Origin of the sequence: Streptomyces sp. NBC_00019 (assembly GCF_045041015.1) — a bacterium.
Classification (GTDB): domain Bacteria; phylum Actinomycetota; class Actinomycetes; order Streptomycetales; family Streptomycetaceae; genus Streptomyces.
On the sequence record NZ_CP108302.1, the window covers coordinates 6,894,361 to 6,914,141 of the forward strand.

At 70.7% G+C, this 19,781-nt stretch carries 18 protein-coding genes; 13 read left to right on the forward strand and 5 right to left on the reverse strand.

The window, feature by feature from the left end; all coding sequences use genetic code 11:
- Positions 1-360 precede the first annotated feature (360 nt).
- Positions 361-1,098 carry a ferritin-like fold-containing protein gene (locus OHU89_RS32685; protein WP_266888354.1) on the forward strand — a complete coding sequence of 246 codons (738 nt, stop codon included), beginning with the start codon at positions 361-363 and terminating at the stop codon, positions 1,096-1,098.
- A 112-nt stretch (positions 1,099-1,210) separates the two neighbouring features.
- On the opposite strand, the gene OHU89_RS32690 is transcribed toward OHU89_RS32685, so the two are convergent.
- The 4 genes from OHU89_RS32690 to OHU89_RS32705 form a co-directional block, all read right to left on the reverse strand.
- The gene (locus OHU89_RS32690) at positions 1,211-1,480 is read right to left on the reverse strand and encodes a hypothetical protein (protein WP_267016455.1); all 270 of its coding nucleotides are present in this window, start codon (positions 1,478-1,480) and stop codon (positions 1,211-1,213) included.
- Positions 1,481-1,677: 197 nt separating this feature from the next.
- On the reverse strand, positions 1,678-1,905 hold the full coding sequence (locus OHU89_RS32695) for a DUF3107 domain-containing protein (RefSeq protein WP_046262201.1): 228 nt from the start codon (positions 1,903-1,905) through the stop codon (positions 1,678-1,680).
- A gap of 136 nt (positions 1,906-2,041) precedes the next feature.
- Positions 2,042-2,683: a TetR/AcrR family transcriptional regulator gene (locus OHU89_RS32700; protein WP_266888352.1), complete on the reverse strand. Its 642-nt coding sequence runs from the start codon at positions 2,681-2,683 to the stop codon at positions 2,042-2,044.
- Between the two features lie 191 nt (positions 2,684-2,874).
- Positions 2,875-3,093, reverse strand: coding sequence for a hypothetical protein (locus OHU89_RS32705; RefSeq protein ID WP_405648265.1), 219 nt, complete (start codon positions 3,091-3,093; stop codon positions 2,875-2,877).
- 164 nt (positions 3,094-3,257) lie between these two features.
- On the opposite strand from OHU89_RS32705, the gene OHU89_RS32710 reads away from it, so the two are divergent.
- The 12 genes from OHU89_RS32710 to moeZ all read left to right on the forward strand — a co-directional run bounded on the left by OHU89_RS32710 (position 3,258) and on the right by moeZ (position 18,113).
- Positions 3,258-4,313, forward strand: coding sequence for an alpha/beta fold hydrolase (locus OHU89_RS32710; protein WP_405648267.1), 1,056 nt, complete (start codon positions 3,258-3,260; stop codon positions 4,311-4,313).
- An 8-nt stretch (positions 4,314-4,321) separates the two neighbouring features.
- Positions 4,322-5,974, forward strand: coding sequence for a DUF3152 domain-containing protein (locus OHU89_RS32715; protein WP_405648269.1), 1,653 nt, complete (start codon positions 4,322-4,324; stop codon positions 5,972-5,974).
- 56 nt (positions 5,975-6,030) lie between these two features.
- Positions 6,031-6,123 (forward strand): Ms4533A family Cys-rich leader peptide, encoded by a 93-nt coding sequence (locus OHU89_RS32720; RefSeq protein WP_323185132.1) that lies wholly within the window; start codon positions 6,031-6,033, stop codon positions 6,121-6,123.
- A gap of 147 nt (positions 6,124-6,270) precedes the next feature.
- On the forward strand, positions 6,271-7,989 hold the full coding sequence (locus OHU89_RS32725; protein WP_405648271.1) for an ABC transporter substrate-binding protein: 1,719 nt from the start codon (positions 6,271-6,273) through the stop codon (positions 7,987-7,989).
- Positions 7,990-7,993: 4 nt separating this feature from the next.
- Positions 7,994-8,980: an ABC transporter permease gene (locus OHU89_RS32730; RefSeq protein WP_405648273.1), complete on the forward strand. Its 987-nt coding sequence runs from the start codon at positions 7,994-7,996 to the stop codon at positions 8,978-8,980.
- A complete protein-coding gene (locus OHU89_RS32735; protein WP_405648275.1) occupies positions 8,977-9,975 on the forward strand; it encodes an ABC transporter permease in 999 nt (332 codons plus the stop codon). The genes OHU89_RS32730 and OHU89_RS32735 overlap by 4 nt, the downstream gene beginning before the upstream one ends.
- Complete coding sequence (locus tag OHU89_RS32740; protein WP_405648277.1) at positions 9,972-11,810, forward strand: dipeptide ABC transporter ATP-binding protein; 1,839 nt, start codon at positions 9,972-9,974, stop codon at positions 11,808-11,810. Before OHU89_RS32735 ends, OHU89_RS32740 begins: the two co-directional genes overlap by 4 nt.
- A gap of 190 nt (positions 11,811-12,000) precedes the next feature.
- A complete protein-coding gene (locus OHU89_RS32745; protein ID WP_405648278.1) occupies positions 12,001-13,695 on the forward strand; it encodes a DUF3492 domain-containing protein in 1,695 nt (564 codons plus the stop codon).
- Positions 13,692-14,990 carry a hypothetical protein gene (locus tag OHU89_RS32750; RefSeq protein ID WP_405648280.1) on the forward strand — a complete coding sequence of 433 codons (1,299 nt, stop codon included), beginning with the start codon at positions 13,692-13,694 and terminating at the stop codon, positions 14,988-14,990. Before OHU89_RS32745 ends, OHU89_RS32750 begins: the two co-directional genes overlap by 4 nt.
- Positions 14,991-15,168: 178 nt before the next feature.
- Complete coding sequence (locus OHU89_RS32755) at positions 15,169-16,134, forward strand: NAD-dependent epimerase/dehydratase family protein (RefSeq protein WP_405648282.1); 966 nt, start codon at positions 15,169-15,171, stop codon at positions 16,132-16,134.
- Positions 16,122-16,871, forward strand: a complete 750-nt coding sequence (locus OHU89_RS32760) for a spherulation-specific family 4 protein (protein ID WP_405648284.1) — start codon at positions 16,122-16,124, stop codon at positions 16,869-16,871. Before OHU89_RS32755 ends, OHU89_RS32760 begins: the two co-directional genes overlap by 13 nt.
- Before the next feature lie 63 nt (positions 16,872-16,934).
- A complete protein-coding gene (moeZ, locus tag OHU89_RS32765; protein ID WP_266888340.1) occupies positions 16,935-18,113 on the forward strand; it encodes an adenylyltransferase/sulfurtransferase MoeZ in 1,179 nt (392 codons plus the stop codon).
- Positions 18,114-18,175: 62 nt separating this feature from the next.
- Here moeZ and OHU89_RS32770 read toward each other — a convergent pair whose 3' ends face one another.
- Positions 18,176-19,735: an alpha/beta hydrolase gene (locus OHU89_RS32770; protein ID WP_405648286.1), complete on the reverse strand. Its 1,560-nt coding sequence runs from the start codon at positions 19,733-19,735 to the stop codon at positions 18,176-18,178.
- Between the last annotated feature and the right edge of the window lie 46 nt (positions 19,736-19,781).

Below are 19,781 nucleotides of genomic sequence, written 5' to 3' on the forward strand. Positions count from 1 at the left end.
GGGTCGTCTAGGACCGTGCTGGGGACGTCGACCGCCTTACGGGGCTAGCCGTAATGGCACGGGACCTCTGCCGACGCTCAAGCGCTCGAACCGCTGAGGGTCCCTCCGGATGCCGTACGCACAGTGCCGTACGGCCAAGGAGAGCTGTCAGGTCGGAGCCGACCGGGGCCACCGACCGGGCATCCTCATACGTGCGGCCCGTCGAAATACGCGGTCCTCATAGACGTGCGTACTCAGCAGGCGCATTACCACCATACCCCGGAAACGCGCACATGCGATGGCCGATTTGGTCACGTAGTCGTCGTCACACTGCTTTACCAGGGACTTCCGCCGCGCGGGGAGCGGGCTATTGTGCGCTTCATGACGACGCCTGACAACACCTCCGACGCTTCTCCCGAACCCACCGGAGTCGCCGCCCAGGACTGGGCGAAGGCCTCCGCCGAACCGCAGTACCGGGCCGCTGTCGTGGATCTGCTCGGCGCGCTCGCGTACGGGGAGCTGGCGGCGTTCGAGCGGCTCGCGGAGGACGCCAAGCTGGCGCCGACGCTCGCGGACAAGGCGGAGCTGGCCAAGATGGCGTCGGCGGAGTTCCACCACTACGAGAAGCTGCGCGACCGGCTGACCGAGATCGGTGCGGAGCCGACGGCGGCCATGGAGCCGTTCGTCGCCGCACTGGACGGCTTCCACCGGCAGACGGCGCCCTCGGACTGGCTGGAGGGGCTCGTCAAGGCGTACGTCGGTGACTCGATCGCCAGTGACTTCTATCGGGAGGTCGCGGCGCGGTTGGACTCGGACAGCCGTGAGCTGGTGCTGGCGGTGCTGGACGACACCGGACATGCCGGGTTCGCCGTGGAGAAGGTGCGGGCGGCCATCGATGCCGATCCGCGTGTGGGCGGTCGTCTCGCTCTGTGGGCGCGGCGTCTCATGGGCGAGGCCCTGTCGCAGTCGCAGCGGGTCGTCGCGGACCGGGATGCGCTGTCGACGATGCTCGTGGGTGGGGTTGCCGACGGGTTCGATCTGGCCGAGGTCGGGCGGATGTTCTCGCGGATCACCGAGGCGCACACCAAGCGGATGGCTGCGCTGGGGTTGGCGGCCTAGTGCCCCGTGGGGGTGGCTTGGGTTGTTGCGCGACTGCCGGTTGTGGGGGCTGGTCGCGCAGTTCCCAGCGCCCCTGAAGGGCGCTTCCCTAAGGGCGTTCGAGAAATCAGGCTTACGCCGGTGCCGACCTACGGCGGAGTCTTCCCGCTGGGCGGAGCAGGAGCGAGAGGGACGCGGCCGAGACGACCATCGCGCCGATCAGGTTCACCAGGATGCTGCCCGCGCCCAGCGCGCTGTGCGTCACGAACGCGCCGAACAGGGCTCCGGCGACGCCCGTTGCCATGACCAGGGAGCGGGCGGGCAGGCGGTGGGCCAGCCGGTGAGCTGCCACCGCTGCCAGGACGAGACCGAGCAATGCGGAACCGAGCGCTTCCAGCAACATCATTTGGGGTCCCTCCCACACGGTCACGCTGCGCATTGCGGTCGTAGCCCGTCATACCCGTGACCTGCGGAATGCAATCCTCCTCTGTGGGTGGCTTGTGCTCCATATGTGGAGAAAAAAATCTTGGGGAGCTTTGCCCGTACGACGAGAAGGGCCCGGCGACTTCACGTCGCCGGGCCCTTCTCGTATGCGTCCGTCTACAGCGCGCCGAAGCCCACCTTGCGCGGGGCCGGCTCGCCGAGCTCCACGTAGGCCAGGCGCTCCGCCGGGACCAGGATCTTGCGGCCGTGCTCGTCCGTGAGGCTCAGCAGCTGCGACTTTCCGGCGAGTGCCTCGGCCACCACGCGCTCGACCTCCTCGGCACTCTGACCGCTCTCCAGAACGATCTCGCGGGGCGCGTGCTGCACGCCGATCTTGACCTCCACGGCTATGTCCCTCCGACGGTCAGTGAAGTGCGCGACCTTGCGCGCCGTACCCAGCACACATTAGCCCGGTGAGGGGACGTTCACGCTCCGCGCAAGAACGCCAGGAGCGAACAGCGGGCGGGAACAAAGTGTCGGGTCAGTGGTGATCGAGGCCGTGCAGCGGGAAACCGGCGATGCCGCGCCACGCCAGGGACGTCAGCAGCTGGACCGCCTGATCGCGCGGCACGCTGCGGTCGCTGTGCAGCCAGGAGCGGGCCACGACCTGCGCGAGGCCGCCCAGACCCGAGGCCAGCAGCATCGACTCCGCGCGCGAGAGGCCGGTGTCCTCGGCGATGACGTCGCAGATCGCCTCGGCGCACTCGTTCGTGACCTTGTCGACGCGCTCGCGCACGGCGGGCTCGTTGGTCAGGTCCGACTCGAAGACCAGGCGGAACGCGCCGCCGTCGTCCTCGACGTACGCGAAGTAGGCGTCCATGGTCGCCCGTACACGCTGCTTGTTGTCGCTGGTCGACGCGAGCGCGTGCCGGACGGACTGGATCAGGGACTCGCAGTGCTGGTCCAGCAGTGCGAGATAGAGGTCGAGCTTGCCCGGGAAGTGCTGGTAGAGCACCGGCTTGCTGACTCCGGCGCGCTCGGCGATGTCGTCCATCGCGGCCGAGTGGTAGCCCTGCGCCACGAAAACTTCCTGTGCGGCGCCCAGCAGCTGGTTCCGTCGGGCACGGCGCGGCAGGCGCGTACCTCGAGGGCGTGCCGCCTCTGTCTGCTCGATGGCTGTCACGCCGCCTCCCATAAGTCGTCCACTTGCGGTGTGCGCCGCGCCGCCATCGTACTTTTCGGTAACCGTGGTGTGCGCGGTGCGAGCGCAGAATTTCACGTACCGGACGGCGGCGAAAGCCCCGCGAAGGTTTCAAAGGGGCACTTAGCGGGCAGCGCCTGTCGCGCTCCTGCTCGGTGATGGAGCCCCGGGCGTCACCGATAGTCCTCCTCGTCGATCTGTACGACGCGGGCCTGTTCGATGAGGTCGGCCTCGTTGGCCTCGTCCGTGTCGACGCCGGTCAGTGGGTCGTCGCGGTTCTGGGAGACGGCCATCTGCTGCTCGGCGGCGTCGCCCTCGGGGGCCTCGACGTCGAGCTCGATGTCACCGCCGCTGTCCTCGAAGGTGTCGGGGTCGCTGGGGTCGTAGGCCATTGTGGGCTCCCTTCCTAGAACGTCCCTGACTGGTGCAGGGGGCCACATGCGGGTGCCCTGCGTACGAGCCTAGGAGACACGCGATTCGGACGCCATGCGATGTGCGTGGTCTTTGTGACGGCGAACACATGAACCACTGCGTGATCGTCTCGTAACATTGCCGCATGTCTTCGACCGAGTTGCCGTCCGTACCGGCCGCCAATGTGCTCCCGAAGGTGACGCCCGTCAGGGTGGCGGAGGGCGAGCGGCTCAGGTCGGTGGGGTTGCCGGGGATCACGCTGTCGGTGCGTTCGAGACCGCCCGCGCGCGAGGGTCTGCCGCCCGCGCTCTACGTCCACGGCCTCGGCGGTTCCTCGCAGAACTGGTCGGCGCTGATGCTGGAGCTCGAGGGTGTTCTCGACGGCGAGGCCGTCGACCTGCCCGGGTTCGGGGATTCGCCGCCGCCGGACGACGGCGACTACTCGATCACCGCACACGCGCGTGCGGTGATTCGTTTTCTGGACGCTTCCGGCCGCGGCCCGGTGCACCTCTTCGGCAACTCCCTCGGCGGCGCGGTCTCCACGCGCGTGGCCGCTGTCCGCCCCGACCTCGTGCGGACGCTGACGCTCGTGTCGCCGGCGCTCCCCGAGATCCGCGTACAGCGCAGCGCGGTGCCCACCGCGCTCCTCGCGGTGCCGGGTGTGGCCGCGCTGTTCACCCGGCTCAGCCGTGACTGGACGGCCGAGCAGCGCGTCCGTGGCGTCACGGCGCTCTGTTACGGCGATCCCACGCGGGTCTCACCGGAGGGGTTCCGGCATGCCGTCGAGGAGATGGAGCGACGGCAGCAACTCCCGTATTTCTGGGACGCGATGACACGGTCCGCGCGCGGGCTGGTCAACGCGTACACGCTCGGCGGGCAGCATGCGCTGTGGCGCCAGGCCGAGCGGGTCCTCGCACCGACCCTGCTCGTCTACGGCGGCCGCGACCAGCTTGTCGGCTATCGCATGGCACAGAAGGCGGCCCGGTCCTTCCGTGACTCCCGGCTGCTGACCCTGCCGGAAGCGGGGCATGTGGCGATGATGGAGTATCCGGACACGGTGTCCCGGGCCTTCCGGGATTTCGTTGCGGACACGGGGGGTTCCGACGACGGGGGCGGGTCTGTGGGCGCGTCCGGTGATGAGGCGTCAGTGAGTGCCGGTGTGTCCGACAGCGCGGCCGAGGCCGCGAGCGCGGGGAGCTGAGGGGCGGGGTGGGACGACACAGTCGCCGCCGCGGGCCTGCTCCCAAGAGTGACCCCGCGGACATAGCCGCACAACGAGATGGCCGGCAGGCCGAGGGCGCTCCGGGGCCCCAGGGTGCCTCGCCTCGGCAAGGAGCCGTACGCCCGCCGCAGGGCGCTCCGCCGCGGCAGGGGATGCCGGCGCCGGGCGGACCCTCGGTGTACGGGGATCCGGTCTACCGGCAGGCTCCACAGGGGGTACGGCGGTTCCCGGACGGGACGCCCGCGCAGGGGGTGCCCAGGTCCGCCGGCGGGACTCCGGCGCAGGGGGGGCCGCGGTTCGGGGGCGGGACGCCTGCACGGGGGGTTCCGCGCTTGGCCGACGGGACGCCGGCTCGTGGTGTGCCGAGGTTCGCCGACGGTACGCCCGCGCAGGGTGTGCCGCGTCTTCCCGACGGCACTCCCGCGCACGGCATGCCCCGTTTCCCCGACGGCACCCCTGCCCACGGCACGCCCAGGTTCTCCGACGGCACCCCCGCGCACGGCACCCCCCGGGTCCGTGGCGGTCACCCCGAGCAGCGTGAAGCAGGCGGTGCATGGGGCGAGTTGGGGGCGCAGGGCATGGCTGGTGCGCCCGGTGTCGCGATACCGCGACAGCGGCAGGCGCCTCCCGGAGGACCCCGGCAGACAGGGGCGGCGAGCCCTCGGCAGGAGTATCTCGACGCCTTCGGGGACCGGGACGTCTTTGCGCCCCGTTCTCCTCAGGGTCCGGCCGACCCGTACGCCTCCGTCACCGACTGGCAGACCGCGCCGCAGCCCCGTACTGACGCCGATGCCGACGACCACGAGCCGCCCACCGGTGAGCCCGCGCAGCAGAAGGGCGGCAAGGGGCGGGCCTTCACCGGCATCGCGGCGGCCGCCGTCACCACCGTTCTGGCCATCGTCGTCGCAGGTCAGGTCGCCGACGGGCGGGACGACGACGCCGTACGCTCGCAGTCGGCCACCGACCAGGCGCGGGACGCTCGGGATTCGGCCTCGCGCTCGGACGGGCGGCCGACGCAGTCCTCGTCGCCGGGCGTGGCGCTGACGTACGAGCAGAAGATGGGCCGGCGGTACGCCCTCGACGCGAAGCTCGAAGGCTCGGGGAAGTTCGACGCGGTCAAGGGCATCGACAAGGCGCCCGGCACGGGACAGAAGTTCACCTATCGCGTGGATGTCGAGCAGGGACTCGGGCTCGACGGCGAGCTGTTCGCCCATGCCGTGCAGAAGACGCTCAACGACGACCGGAGCTGGGCCCACAACGGTGCCCGCACCTTCGAGCGCATCTACTCCGGCAAGCCCGATTTCGTGATCACGCTCGCGAGTCCGGGGACGACCGCGGAGTGGTGTGCGAAGTCCGGTCTGGACACCACCGTGGACAACGTGTCCTGTGATTCGGCTTCCACCGAGCGCGTGATGATCAATGCCTATCGGTGGGCTCAGGGTTCCAGGACCTACGGTGATCAAATTCACGCCTATCGGCAGATGCTGATCAATCACGAGGTCGGTCACCGGCTCGGCTACCACCACGTGACCTGCGACAAGAACGGCGAACTCGCCCCGGTCATGCAGCAGCAGACCAAGTTCCTGAACCACAACGGAATCACGTGCAAAGCCAACCCCTGGGCCTACCCCGGGAGTTGACGGGCGCCTCTTGTGTCGCGTTGACATGCGCAGAAAAGTCGTACATATTGCTGCGCATGTCGCCCCGTCACGCCTCCGTTCGCGCCGCCATCGAGCTGGCGCTCATCGGCGTGACCGCACTGTGCGTGGCCGACATTCACTGTCGCTGACGTCCGCCCTCGGGCGTTCGCGTCGCGATCTTTTTCCTTTCCCGTGACCTGGTCACGGTTTTTCGGCGACCTGACGCCCGGGCAGACTTCTGTTCCCTTTGTCTCACCCCTTGTCTGCCTGTCTCACCATTCGAGAGGTCGTTTCTGATGCGTCACCCGTCCGTCACAGCGCGCCGCGTGGCCGCGGTGTCCGTAAGCCTGGTTCTGGCAGCGGGCGCCGCCGCCTGCGGGCCGGACGACAACGATGCCAAGGGCTCCGGTGGTGACTCCACGCCCCACAAGGGCGGCACCCTGACGGTCCTGAACTCCAACCCGCAGCAGGATTTCGACCCGGCCCGTCTCTACACCTCCGGCGGCGGCAACGTCCCGTCCCTGGTGTTCCGTACGCTCACCACCCGCAACCGCGAGAACGGTGAGGCCGGTGCCGAGGTAGTCCCGGACCTCGCGACCGACACCGGGCGCCCCAGCAAGGGCGCGACCGTGTGGACGTACACCCTGAGGAAGGGCCTGAAGTACGAGGACGGCACCGCGATCACGTCCGCCGACATCAAGTACGGCATCGAGCGGTCCTTCGCGCCCGAACTCTCCGGCGGCGCCCCCTATCTGCGGGACTGGCTGGTCGGTGCGGCCGACTACCAGGGGCCGTACAAGGACAAGGGCGGGCTCGACGCGATCGAGACGCCGGACGACCGGACCATCGTCTTCCATCTGAACAAGCCCGAGGGCGAGTTCCCGTACCTGGCCACGCAGACGCAGTTCACGCCGGTGCCGAAGGCCAAGGACACCGGGACGAAGTACGAGGAGCACCCGGTCTCGTCCGGCCCGTACAAGGTCGTCAAGAACGAGAACGACGGTGAGCACCTCGTCCTGGAGCGCAACACGTACTGGTCCGCCTCGACGGACGCCGAGCGCAAGGCCTACCCGGACAAGGTGGACGTACGGTCCGGGCTCGACTCCTCCGTGATCAACCAGCGGCTGTCCGCGTCCCAGGGGACGGACTCGACCGCGGTCACCACGGACACCAACCTCGGGCCGGCCGAGCTCGCCAAGGTGACGGGCGACAAGGAGCTGGCCGCGCGCGTCGGCACCGGGCACTTCGGCTACACGAACTACATAGCGTTCAACCCGACGGTCAAGCCGTTCGACAACGTCAAGGTGCGGCAGGCGATCTCGTACGCCATTGATCGCTCGTCGGTGGTCAACGCCGCCGGTGGATCGTCCCTTGCCGAGGCCGCGACCACCTTCCTGCCGAACCAGAAGGCCTTCGGCTACGAGCCCTACGACCTGTTCCCGGCGGGTGACGTCGGCGACGCGACGAAGGCCAAGGAGCTGCTGAAGGAGGCCGGTTACGCGAACGGGCTCACCATCACGCTGACCCACTCCAACGCCAAGGACTTCGAGACCAGCCCGGAGATCGCGACCGCGATCCAGGACGCGCTCAAGAAGGCCGGCATCACGGTCAAGCTGCAGGGTCTGGAGGACAACGACTACTCCGACAAGATCCACACCGTGAAGACGGAGCCCGGCTTCTTCCTCGCCCACTGGGGTGCGGACTGGCCGTCCGGCGGTCCCTTCCTCGCCCCGATCTTCGATGGCCGACAGATCGTGAAGGACGGCGCGAACTTCAACACGGGCCTGTTGAACGACAAGTCGGTCAATGCCGAGATTGACTCGATCAACAAGTTGACCGACCTTGACGCTGCCGCCAAGCGGTGGGGTGCACTGGACAAGAAGATCGGCGAGCAGGCGCTGACCGTGCCGCTGTTCCACCCCGTCTACAAGCGGCTGGTGGGCAAGGACATCAAGAACGTCGTGATCAGCGACTGGACCGGGGTGCTGGACATCTCGCAGGTCGCGGTGAAGTAGCGCCGTGAGCGAGGCACTTGTCGCCACCCAGGCCCCCGAGGCGTCCGTCTCGGGGGCCTCGGGGGCCCGTCAGTTCTGGCGGCGGCTGCGAACGCAGCGCGCCGCCCTCGTCGCGGCGGCCGTCGTCGCGCTGCTCGTCCTGGTCGCGCTCGCGGCGCCGCTGTTGACCGCCATCGAGGGCCAGGACCCGACCACCTACCACCCTTCCCTGGTCGACTCCGCGCGCGGTGGCGTGCCCGTCGGCTCCTTCGGGGGCGTCAGCGGCGACCACTGGCTCGGCGTCGAACCGCAGACCGGGCGCGACATGTTCGCGCGGCTCGTCTACGGCGCTCGCGTCTCCCTGGGCGTCGCGCTGGCCGCGACCGTCGTGCAGGTGTTGATCGGCGTCGTGGTGGGCGTGACGGCCGCCCTCGGCAGTCAATGGGTTGATCAACTGTTGAGCCGGCTCACCGACATCATCGTCGCCCTGCCCCTCATGATCATGGCGCTGGCCCTGCTCGCGATCGTGCCGTCGGACTTCCCGCGGCCCGTCCTGGTCGCCCTCGTCGTCGGCCTCATCGCCTGGGGCAACATCGCGAAGATCACGCGCGCGCAGACCCTCACCCTCAAGGGGCTCGACTATGTCTCCGCGGCCCGGCTCAGCGGCTGGAGCACCTGGCGGATCGCCCGCCGCGAGCTCCTTCCCGGCCTCGCCGCGCCGGTCATCACGTACGCGGCGCTCCTCGTCCCGATCAACATCACCGTCGAGGCCGCGCTGTCCTTCCTCGGTGTCGGAGTGAAACCCCCGACGCCGTCGTGGGGACAGATGCTGACCGCCGCCGACGTCTGGTACCAGGCGGCCCCGCAGTACCTGCTGCTGCCCGCGGGCGCGCTCTTCGTGACGGTGCTCGCCCTCACCGTCCTCGGCGACGGCGTCCGCACGGCACTCGACCCGCGCGCGCCCTCACGTCTGCGCGTCGGAACGGGCCGCAAGAGGGAGGCCAAGGCATGAGCGGCTTCACCGGCTTCGTGCTGCGCCGCCTCCTGGGCGCCCTGGTCACCCTGTTCGCCATCTCGGTGATCGTCTACGTCGTCTTCTACGTCACCCCCGGCAACGTCGCCCAGATCACCTGCGGCCCGCGCTGTTCGCCCGCCCAGGTGCAGCAGGTCGCCGACCAACTGCACCTGAACGACCCGCTGTACACGCAGTACTGGCACTTCCTGCAGGGTCTCGTCGCCGGCCAGGACTACTCGACCGGCACGTCCGTGGAGCACTGCTCGGCGCCCTGCCTCGGGCTGTCGTACCAGAGCGACCAGCAGGTCACCCAGCTGATCCTGGCCAAGCTGCCGGTCAGCCTGTCGCTGGTGTTCGGCGCGATGGTCCTCTGGCTGGTCCTCGGCGTCGGCACCGGCGTGCTGTCCGCGTGGCGGCGCGGTCGGCTCACCGAGCGCGTCCTGACCGGCATCACGCTCGCGGGTGTGGCCACGCCGGTCTTCGTCATCGGCCTGGTCCTGATGATCGTCGTCTGCGGGCAGCTGCAACTGCTGCCGTTCCCGCAGTACGTGAACTTCACCGACGACCCCGAACAGTGGGCGTGGAACCTCCTGCTGCCCTGGCTGTCGCTGGCCCTCATCGAGGCGGCCGCGTTCGCCCGCCTCACGCGCGCGTCGATGCTGGAGACGCTCGCCGAGGACCACATCCGCACCTTCCGCGCGTACGGCGTGGGGGAGCGGTCGATCATCGGGCGGCACGCGCTGCGCGGGGCGCTCGCGCCGGTCATCGCGCTCAACGCCAACAACTTCGGCGGCGCGGTCGGCGGCGCGGTGCTCACCGAGACGCTCTTCGGACTGCCGGGCATCGGCCAGGAGCTCGTCCATGCCGTCAATGTGATCGACCTGCCGGTCGTGGTCGGCATGGTCCTGGTCATCGGCTTCTTCGTGGTCGTCGCCAACGCCGTCGCGGACGTGCTGTACGCGGTGGCCGACCGACGGGTGGTGCTCGCATGAGTCTGGTGGACGTCAGGGACCTGACGGTCGAGTTCGGCGAGCTGCGGGCCGTCGACGGACTCTCTTTCCGCCTCGAGAAGGGCGCCGCCCTCGCCCTGGTCGGTGAGTCCGGCTCCGGCAAGTCCACGGTCGCCTCCGCCCTGCTGGGGCTGCATCGCGGCACGGGCGCGAAGGTCGGCGGTGCGATCGAGGTCGCCGGCATCGACATACCGGCGGCCTCGGACGAGGCGCTGCGGCGGCTGCGGGGCGGGAAGGCCGCGATGGTCTTCCAGGACCCGCTGTCGTCCCTCGACCCGTACTACGCGATCGGCGACCAGATCGCCGAGGTGTACCGCGTGCACGCGCGCGTGTCGCGCCGAGCCGCACGTGCGCGTGGCGTGGAGGTGCTGGACAGGGTGGGAATCGCGGACGCACCGCGCCGGTCCCGGTCCCGTCCGCACGAGTTCAGCGGCGGCATGCGCCAGCGCGCGCTCATCGCCATGGCGCTGGCCTGCGAGCCGGACCTCCTGATCGCCGACGAGCCGACCACCGCCCTCGACGTCACCGTCCAGGCCCAGATCCTCGACCTGCTGCACACGCTGCGCGAGGAGACCGGCATGGGGCTGCTGCTCGTCACGCACGACGTGGGCGTGGCGGCCGAGAGCGTCGACGAGGTGCTGGTGATGCGGCACGGGCGCGTGGTCGAGCACGGGGCGGTGAGGGATGTGCTGGGGGCGCCTTCGCAGGCGTATACGCGGGAGCTGTTGGGAGCGGTGCCGCGGGTGGATGTGCGGCGGCGCGCGGCGGCAGGAGTACCGGCCGCGAGGGCGGAGGCCGCCCCGGGTGCGTCGGACGCCGGGCCGGAGGCGCCGCAGGGCGCCTCGCGGGCGGGCTCGACGACAGCCGCTGTGCCGTCTCCCGACGGTCCCGCGAAGCCGTCGAGCGCGCCCGGCACCGCCTCGGTCGGGTCCTCGCCGACGGCTGCCGGGTCACACCCCGACGCGGCCCCCGAACCGCCGGGCCCGCCCTCCGGGGCGCCACCGAAACCCGCCTCCGAGACGCCTGCGCGGCCCACCGACGTCGTCCTCGAAGCGCACGGCCTCCGCCGCGAGTTCGGCCGCGGCAAGCGGGCGTTCGTCGCCGTGGACGACGTGTCGCTGACGATCCGCCGCGGGGAGACCCTCGGCATCGTCGGTGAGAGCGGCAGCGGCAAGACGACGCTCGGGCGCATGCTGGTCGGGCTGCTGGAGCCGACGGCGGGGGAGATCAAGCCGGGCGGCGGGGTGCGCCCCGACGTGCAGATGGTCTTCCAGGATCCCGTCTCCTCCCTCAACCCCCGCCGCAGCGTGGGCGAGTCGATCGCCGACCCGCTACGCGCGCGTGGCGAGAAGGACGAGACGCGCATCAAGGGGCGCGTTCGGGAACTGCTGGAGCGCGTGGGGCTCGAAGGGGCGCACTACGACCGCTATCCGCACGAGTTCAGCGGCGGACAGCGCCAGCGCGTGGGCATCGCGCGGGCGCTCGCGGCCGACCCGCGCATCATCGTGTGCGACGAGCCGGTCTCCGCGCTCGACGTGACGACCCAGGCCCAGGTGGTCGCCCTGCTCGGCGAGTTGCAGCGCGAACTCGGGCTGGCGCTCGTCTTCGTCGCCCACGACCTCGCCGTGGTACGGCAGGTCAGCGACCGGGTCGCGGTGATGCGCCGCGGCCGGATCGTCGAGTCGGGACCCGCCGACGAGGTGTACGACAACCCCCGGGACCCGTACACCAAGCAGCTCCTGGCCGCCGTACCGGCGCTCGATCCCGAGGTGGCCGCGCGGCGCAGAGCGGCACGCAGGGAGCTGGCCGCTGTCTGACGTAACGTAACTGCTTGATCTCTTAGCGCGATCGAACGCGGCCCGCACGGGAAAGTTACGACCGTTCACCCCTTTTGGTGGCGCGATGGACAACCGTCCGTCGCGCCACCGTCATGTCCGCATACGTTCGTCCCGCTGTGAGCCGCCGGACCAACGGCGGCTCCCCATACGGGAGATCGGGGGTGCGCTCGTGCGCATCGGACTGCTTACGGAGGGTGGCTATCCGTATGTGAGCGGTGACGCCAGGCTCTGGTGCGACCGGCTCGTGCGCGGGCTCGGGCAGCACGAGTTCGACATCTACGCGCTCAGCCGCAGCGAGCGCCAGGAGGACGAGGGCTGGGTCCCGCTTCCCTCGCAGGTCAGCCGGGTGCGTACGGCGCCCCTGTGGGCGGCCGAGGACGACGGCGTCGGGTACGGCCGCCGTGCGCGCCGGCGGTTCGCCGAGTGCTACGGCGAGTTGGCGGCCGTACTCTGCGCGGGCCCCTCCGAGGAGCCGTCGGCCCTTGAGGCGGACCGTTTCGGCAGTGCGCTGTACGGTCTCGCCGAACTGGCCCGCGACGAGGGCGGGCTGGTGGGGGCGCTGCGCTCCGAGACCGCCGTACGTGCCCTCGAGCACGCCTGTCGTGCGCCGGGCGCCGCACGCACGGCCCGCGAGGCGCGCGTACCCGATCTGCTCGCCGTGGCCGCACACCTGGAACGCGCGCTGCGCCCCCTGTCCCTCGACTGGCACGAGGACGACGGGCTCGGCTCGGTCGACCTGTGCCACGCGGCCTCCGGCGGACCGGCCGCTCTGCCCGGACTGCTCGCCCGCCATTTCTCCGACGTCCCCCTGCTGGTGACCGAGTACGGGGTGCAGTTGCGGACGCACTACCTGTCCGCCACGGAGGCCTCGCCGTCGGTGCGGTCGCTGCTCGCCGCCTTCCACGGCCGGCTCGCCGCCGAGATCTACGGCCGCGCCGCACTCGTCACCCCCGGCAACACACACGCCCGCCGCTGGCAGGAGCGCTGTGGCGCCGACCGCGACAAGATCCGCACGGTCTATCCGGGTATGGACGCCGCCCGCTTCGCGGAGGTCGGCGAGTCCCCGGAGTGCACGGATCCCGACACCCTGGTCTGGGTCGGCCGTATCGAACCGACCAAGGACCTCATCTCCCTCCTGCACGCCTTCGCGGAGATCCGCAAGGAGGAGCCCAAGACCCGACTGCGGATCATCGGAGCGCCCACTGGGCCCGAGGGCACGGCCTATCTCGGCCACTGCAAGGCGCTGGCCGCGCAGCTCTTCCCGGACGAGGCGGACGGACTGCACGCCGTCGGCGACAACCCGGTCTCCTTCGGGGAGATCGGCGGCCCGGAGGTCCCGGCCCTCGCCGACGCGTACGCGTCGGGCGCCGTGACCGTCCTGTCCAGCGTCGTCGAGGGCTTCCCGATCAGCCTGGTGGAGGCCATGTTCTGCGGCCGCGCGACCGTGTCCACCGACGTCGGCGCGGTGGTGGAGGCCATCGGCGGCACCGGATTCGTTGTACCCCCGCGCAATCCGCGGGCGCTCGCCGAGGCGTGCGTGACCCTGTTGCGCGACCCCGAGCGCCGTGAGCGCCTGGGCGCCGCGGCACGCGCGCGGGCGCTCGAGCTGTTCACCGTCGAACAGAACATCACGGCATTTCACGGCATTTACCTGGAGATCGTCTCGCGACACCCGGTCCGCCGGGTCGTCCTCGACAACACCACCGGAGAACCGCTTCCGTTCGCCGTCCCCGCCGAGGCCCACATGCCCGGCCGCTGGACGGACTCCGGAGCACGGGTCGTGGCCCGCGGCGGCCCCGGCTGGGCGGCAGGCCCTCCGGTACGCGCCAACACCCCGCTGCCCGCCACGGAGGGAGCGCGATGAGCGACCTCGGCGAACTGGACCGCCCCGGCACCCCGGCCAGCCCCGGCCCGTGGGACGCACGGTCGGAGGAGTGGCTGGTGGGGGACGGCGACGAAGGCGAGGGCGCTGAGGCCGACGGCACCGAAACCGTCGTAGCCATCGGGGACGAGGACAGACCGGCCCTCCGCGCCCCCGAGGCACCCCCTGCCCGCAGACAGCCTCCGGCCCCCCGCCGCGCCGCTGCGGATCCCGTGAAGGCCCTGATCCACCGCCATCGCGAGCTGTGCGAACGGGCCGTGGATCCCTTGGAGATCGCGGCAGGCCTGGAGGTACACGGCGTCACCGACCGCACCGCGACCCGCTTCCGCCACCGGGACGTCTTCTCCCTCGCGGAGGAGATGTACGCGCGCGTGTCGAGAGACGGCGAGACCCCCTCACCCGCCACCCCCTCCGACGCCCCCCGCGCAAGCGCCGACTGGATCCTGCTCACCCTCCTGCCGGGCGCACTGTGCGCCGCGACAGTGGCCGGCCTCCGCCTCACCGACGGTCAGCCCCGTCTGGCCGTGGCCCTCGTGGGCACGCTCGCCGTGGCTCTGTCGCTGCGCGCCGCACTCACCCGCGGCCCCCTGAGCACCACCCACCACTCACCTCCCCGCATCCTCACCCTGACCTGCTGGCTGATCGCCTACGCCCTCCTGGGCGACGGCCTGCTCCAGGCAGCCGTCACCGGCGGCCCCGACGCTCTCCCCACCGGCACCCCCGACGACCCCTGGCCGCTGACGACCGCCCCCGTCCTGGCCCTCACCCTGTCCTGCGCCCCCGCGGCCTGGACCGCCCACCTCTTCACGACCCGAGCCCGCCGCAAACTCACCCTCAGCCGGGGCCTGGAGGACTTCACCGCCTCCGTACTGCCGCTGCTGTTCGGCGTGTTCGCCCTGTACCTGTGCGCCCTGACGGCCCTGCTGATCCCGACCTCGGCAGCCCTGGGCGAACCCGGCCGCTACCCCCAGACCCTCACCCTGGGCGCCCTCCTCTTCCTTTCCCGTCTCCTCACCAACCACGGCTTCACCCACGCCCCGGCACTCGTTCTGACCGTCACGGCCATGACGGAGCTGACCGCCATCGCCTCGGTCTTCACCGCCCGCCTCCCGGGCTGCGACTTCCTGGGCGCCCCGATCCAGTCCCTCGCCGAGACTTGGGGCCCGGGCGGCGTCCCGGCGCTCGCCTGCGCGGCAGGAGCGCTCACCCTCCTGCTGCACGCGACCCGCAGGCTGACGAGGGCCTCGGCCCACGCCCCCACGGACCAGCAGTGGTGAGGCAACGGGGCGCGAACCCGACGACGCACGACGAAGCAGCACGGCGCCCCGCGCGCCCCCACTCACACCAGCAGGCCGTCGCAGGCATCTCGCCCCTCCGCCGACGGCACACCGTTCTGACAGGAGAGCACCACATGAACACCTCCCGACCCGAAGACCCGGCGACGGGAGCCACACGATGAGGGTCCTGATGATCGGAGCCAACGGCTACCTCGGCCGCTTCGTCGCCGACCGCCTGCTCGCCGACCCGGCCGTCCAGCTCACCGCCCTCGGCCGCGGCGACGACGCCGACGTCCGCTTCGACCTCGCGTCCGGCAGTCCCGGAGCACTCACCCGCTTCCTCGACGCGGTCCACCCCGGCGTGGTCATCAACTGCGCGGGCGCCACCCGCGGCGGCGCCCGTGAACTCGCCCGCCACAACACCGTCGCCGTGGCCACCGTCTGCGAGGCCCTGCGCCGCAGCGGCTGCGGGGCACGGCTGGTCCAGATCGGCTGCGGCGCCGAGTACGGCCCGAGCCAGCCCGGCTCCTCCACCGCCGAGGACGCCGTCCCCCGCCCCGGCGGCCCGTACGGCGTCAGCAAACTCGCCGCCACCGAACTGGTCCTGGGGTCCGGCCTGGACGCGGTGGTACTCCGCGTCTTCTCACCGGCGGGGCCCGGCACCCCCGCGGGATCCCCGCTCGGCCGCCTCGCCGAGGCCATGCGCCGCGCCATGCAGTCCGGTGACGGCGAACTCAAGCTCGGCGGTCTGGGCGCCCAACGGGACTTCATCGATGTCCGCGACGTCGCTCGCGCCGTCCACGCCGCCAGCCTCTCCGCCGCGCAGGGCGTCATCAACATCGGCTCCGGCCGTGCCGTCCGCCTCCGTGACGCCGCCGCCGTCCTGGCCCGCGTGGCCGGATACGGGGGCGCCCTCCACGAACTCGACGGACCTCCCGGCCCGCTCAGGGCATCCATCGGTCACCCCCGCTCCGAACCAGACCATGGCGCTCCGGCCGCGTACCCGTACCCGTACCCGGACGGCTGCGGCAGCTGGCAGCAGGCCGACGTGCGCACCGCACGCGACCGGCTCGGCTGGCGCCCCCGGATCAACCTCGAAGAATCACTCGCCGACATCTGGATGGAGGCGGCATGCCGCATCTGACCAGCACGAAGAAGTCCGCGTCCGGCACCGAACTCCATACCGGCGTCGGTGTCCCCGGCTTCGCACACCCCCTCGTCGCCCCCGCCGAATGGGCCGAACTCACCCGCCCCGGCACCCCCGTGCACTGGGTCGTCCTCAATGTCGCCGACGGCCCCGGCAGCCGCCCCGACCCGCACTGTCTGGAGGCGGCCGGCCGGCTGCGCAACGCGGGCGTCCGGGTCCTCGGTCACATCGACGCGACATACGGAGCGCGCGGCTTCGACGAGATGATCTCCGACGCGCACCGCTACATCGACTGGTACAAGGCCGACGGCTTCCTCCTCTACCGCTGCCCGACCGAACGCACCGCGCTCCCCGAGATCCGGCGCACGGTCACCACGCTCCGCGCGATCCGCGACGATGCCCATGTCGTCCTCGGCCACGGCACCCATCCGCACCCCGGCTACGCGGAGAGCGCCGACCAGTTGGTCACCTTCTCCGGCCCGTGGAGCGACTACCGCTGGTCGCAGGTGGCCGAGTGGACCGCCGACTACCCGCCCGAGCGCTTCTGCCATCTCGTCCACGGGGTACCGGGCGGCCATCTCGACGAGGCGCTGCGCATCGCCCGTTGGCAGGGCGCCTCGACCATCTACTTCACGGACCGCACGGACCGGGGCGGCCGCGCCGATCCCTGGGAGGCCATGCCCGGCTACTGGGACGAAATCGTCTCGCGGATCGGAACAGGTGTCTCGGAATGAAGAAGGCCATGGCAGTGTTACGGGGAGAACAACCGTAGTGATTGACCGACCAACGGAGTCCCCGTGTCGCTGCCACCCCTGGTCGAGCCCGCTTCCGAGCTCACCGTAGACGAGGTCCGCAGGTACTCCCGCCACCTGATCATCCCCGACGTCGGGATGGACGGGCAGAAGCGGCTGAAGAACGCCAAGGTGCTGTGTGTGGGCGCCGGCGGCCTGGGCTCGCCGGCGCTGATGTACCTGGCCGCGGCGGGCGTGGGCACGCTCGGCATCGTGGAGTTCGACGAGGTCGACGAGTCGAACCTGCAGCGCCAGATCATCCACAGCCAGGCCGACATCGGCCGTTCCAAGGCCGAGTCCGCGCGCGACTCCGTCCTCGGCATCAACCCGTACGTGAACGTGATCCTCCACGAAGAGCGGCTCGAGGCCGAGAACGTGATGGAGATCTTCAGCCAGTACGACCTGATCGTCGACGGCACCGACAACTTCGCGACCCGCTACCTCGTCAACGACGCGGCCGTGCTGCTGAACAAGCCGTACGTGTGGGGCTCGATCTACCGCTTCGACGGCCAGGCCTCGGTCTTCTGGGCCGAGCACGGCCCGTGCTACCGCTGCCTCTACCCGGAGCCCCCGCCGCCGGGCATGGTTCCCTCCTGCGCCGAGGGCGGCGTCCTGGGTGTGCTGTGCGCGTCCATCGGCTCCATCCAGGTCAACGAGGCCATCAAGCTCCTCGCGGGCATCGGCGAGCCGCTCCTCGGCCGCCTGATGATCTACGACGCCCTGGAGATGCAGTACCGCCAGGTCAAGGTCCGCAAGGACCCGAACTGCGCGGTCTGCGGCGAGAACCCGACCGTCACCGAGCTCATCGACTACGAGGCCTTCTGCGGCGTCGTCTCCGAGGAGGCCCAGGAGGCGGCCGCCGGCTCGACGATCACTCCCAAGCAGCTCAAGGAGTGGATCGACGACGGCGAGAACATCGAGATCATCGACGTCCGCGAGATCAACGAGTACGAGATCGTCTCCATCCCGGGCGCCAAGCTGATCCCGAAGAACGAGTTCCTCATGGGCACCGCCCTGGAGAGCCTCCCGCAGGACAAGAAGATCGTCCTGCACTGCAAGACGGGTGTCCGCAGTGCGGAAGTCCTCGCCGTGCTGAAGTCCGCGGGCTTCGCGGACGCCGTGCACGTCGGCGGCGGCGTGATCGGCTGGGTCCACCAGATCGAGCCGGACAAGCCGGTGTACTGACCGGACCTGCTGCGATCGGCGGGGGTTCCACGCACCACGGGTGCGGGGAACCCCCGCCGTCGTCATGAGCAGACCTTGCCGTCCTTCGGCACCGTGCCCTTGAGCAGATACGCGTTCACCGTGGAGTCGACGCAGTCGCTCCCGCTGCCGTACGCCCCGTGCCCCTCGCCCTTCCAGGTGAGCACCACACCGACGTCCTTGCCCAGTTCGTCCGCCATCTTCCGGGCGCCCTCGTAGGGCGTCGCCGGGTCGCCGGTGTTGCCGACCACGAGGACCGGCGGCGCACCGGGAGCGCTCACCTCCGGGGTGTCCCACTGTCCGGTCACCGGCCAGTCGTGGCACCAGCCGGCCGTGTCCCAGCCCAGGAAGGCACCGAAGACGGGCGAGAGCTTCTCGAATGTCGGTAGCAGCTTCTTCGTCTCCGCGGCGGTCGGCCGCTGCTTGTCGTCCAGGCACGATATGACCCGCTGCGAGTGGGTCGTCGTGCCGTAGTGCCCCGCGGTGTCCCGCTCGTTGTAGCCGTCGGCGAGCGTCAGCAGCTCCGAGCCGTCGCCCTGTTCCGCGGCCTCCAGCGCACTGGTCAGGGTGGGCCAGCTGGCCTTGCTGTAGAGGGGAAGCACGATGCCGGTGACCGCGAGCGTCTGCGTCAGCTTCCGGTCGGAGCCGGTCGGCAGCGGGTTCGCGTCGAGCTCCTTCAGCAGGTCGGCGATCTTCCGCGTGCCCTGCTCGGGGTCCTGGCCGGTCGACTTCAGATAGTCGTCGAGCGCCCGCTGGAAGCCCCGGGTCTGGTTCTCCGCGTGGCCCACCGTGTCGGCGCTCGGGTCGACGACCGCGTCGAGGATCAGCCGCCCGACGTTCTTCGGGAACAGGTGGGCGTAGACGCCGCCGAGTTCGGTGCCGTAGGAGATGCCGAAGTAGTGCATCTTCGTGTCGCCCAGCACCTGGCGCATGAGGTCCATGTCGCGGGCGGTGTCGGTGGTCGAGACGTGCGCCAGCAGCGCCCCGGCGGCCTTCTCGCAGCCCTTGCCGAAGGTGGCGGCGTCCTTGAAGTACGCCGCTTCCTCAGTCGCGGTGTCCGGTGTCGCGTCCACGCTCTCGGCGGACTGGATTTCCTTGTCGCTGCGACAGCGGACGCCCTCGCTGGCGGCGACCCCGCGCGGGTCCCAGCTCACCAGGTCGTACCGCTCGCGGAGCGTGGAGACCGTCGCGCCATACAGCGGCATCATGGACACGCCCGAGCCGCCCGGGCCGCCGAAGTTGAACAGCAGCGAGCCGACGCGCTCGCTCTTGTCGCCGCGGGCCGTGGCGCGGATCAGCGCCAGACCGATCGTCCTGCCCTCCGGCTTCGCCCAGTCCAGCGGCACCTTGAGCGTCGCGCACTGCCATTCGCTGCTCGGCGCGGGGGAGTCCGCCGTGCCCTTGCAGCCCTCCCAGTCGAGCTTCTGAGAGGTCAGCGAGGACGGCAGCGCGGCGGCCGCCTCGGTGTCGGAGGCACCCGACGACGGAGTGGACGTGTTCGTCCCCTCGTCACCCTCGCCGTCGTCGGACGAGCCGCCGCTGCAGCCCCCCACCAGCAGTGCCGCGGCGGCGGCCAGGGCCGTCCACCGTACGAAACGCGTCATCGCAGTCCCCCCTTGCAGGCCGTCCGCACTGTGCCGCGGATGGCGG

Coding starts and splice junctions, on each gene's coding strand:
- OHU89_RS32735 (WP_405648275.1), top strand. CDS start 8,977: ATGAGCGGCTTCACCGGCTTCGTGCTGCGCCGCCTCCTGGGCGCCCTG.
- OHU89_RS32750 (WP_405648280.1), top strand. CDS start 13,692: ATGAGCGACCTCGGCGAACTGGACCGCCCCGGCACCCCGGCCAGCCCC.
- OHU89_RS32760 (WP_405648284.1), top strand. CDS start 16,122: ATGCCGCATCTGACCAGCACGAAGAAGTCCGCGTCCGGCACCGAACTC.
- OHU89_RS32690 (WP_267016455.1), bottom strand. CDS start 1,480: ATGTTGCTGGAAGCGCTCGGTTCCGCATTGCTCGGTCTCGTCCTGGCA.
- OHU89_RS32685 (WP_266888354.1), top strand. CDS start 361: ATGACGACGCCTGACAACACCTCCGACGCTTCTCCCGAACCCACCGGA.
- OHU89_RS32740 (WP_405648277.1), top strand. CDS start 9,972: ATGAGTCTGGTGGACGTCAGGGACCTGACGGTCGAGTTCGGCGAGCTG.
- OHU89_RS32770 (WP_405648286.1), bottom strand. CDS start 19,735: ATGACGCGTTTCGTACGGTGGACGGCCCTGGCCGCCGCCGCGGCACTG.
- OHU89_RS32755 (WP_405648282.1), top strand. CDS start 15,169: ATGAGGGTCCTGATGATCGGAGCCAACGGCTACCTCGGCCGCTTCGTC.
- OHU89_RS32705 (WP_405648265.1), bottom strand. CDS start 3,093: ATGGCCTACGACCCCAGCGACCCCGACACCTTCGAGGACAGCGGCGGT.
- OHU89_RS32720 (WP_323185132.1), top strand. CDS start 6,031: ATGTCGCCCCGTCACGCCTCCGTTCGCGCCGCCATCGAGCTGGCGCTC.
- OHU89_RS32710 (WP_405648267.1), top strand. CDS start 3,258: ATGTCTTCGACCGAGTTGCCGTCCGTACCGGCCGCCAATGTGCTCCCG.
- OHU89_RS32725 (WP_405648271.1), top strand. CDS start 6,271: ATGCGTCACCCGTCCGTCACAGCGCGCCGCGTGGCCGCGGTGTCCGTA.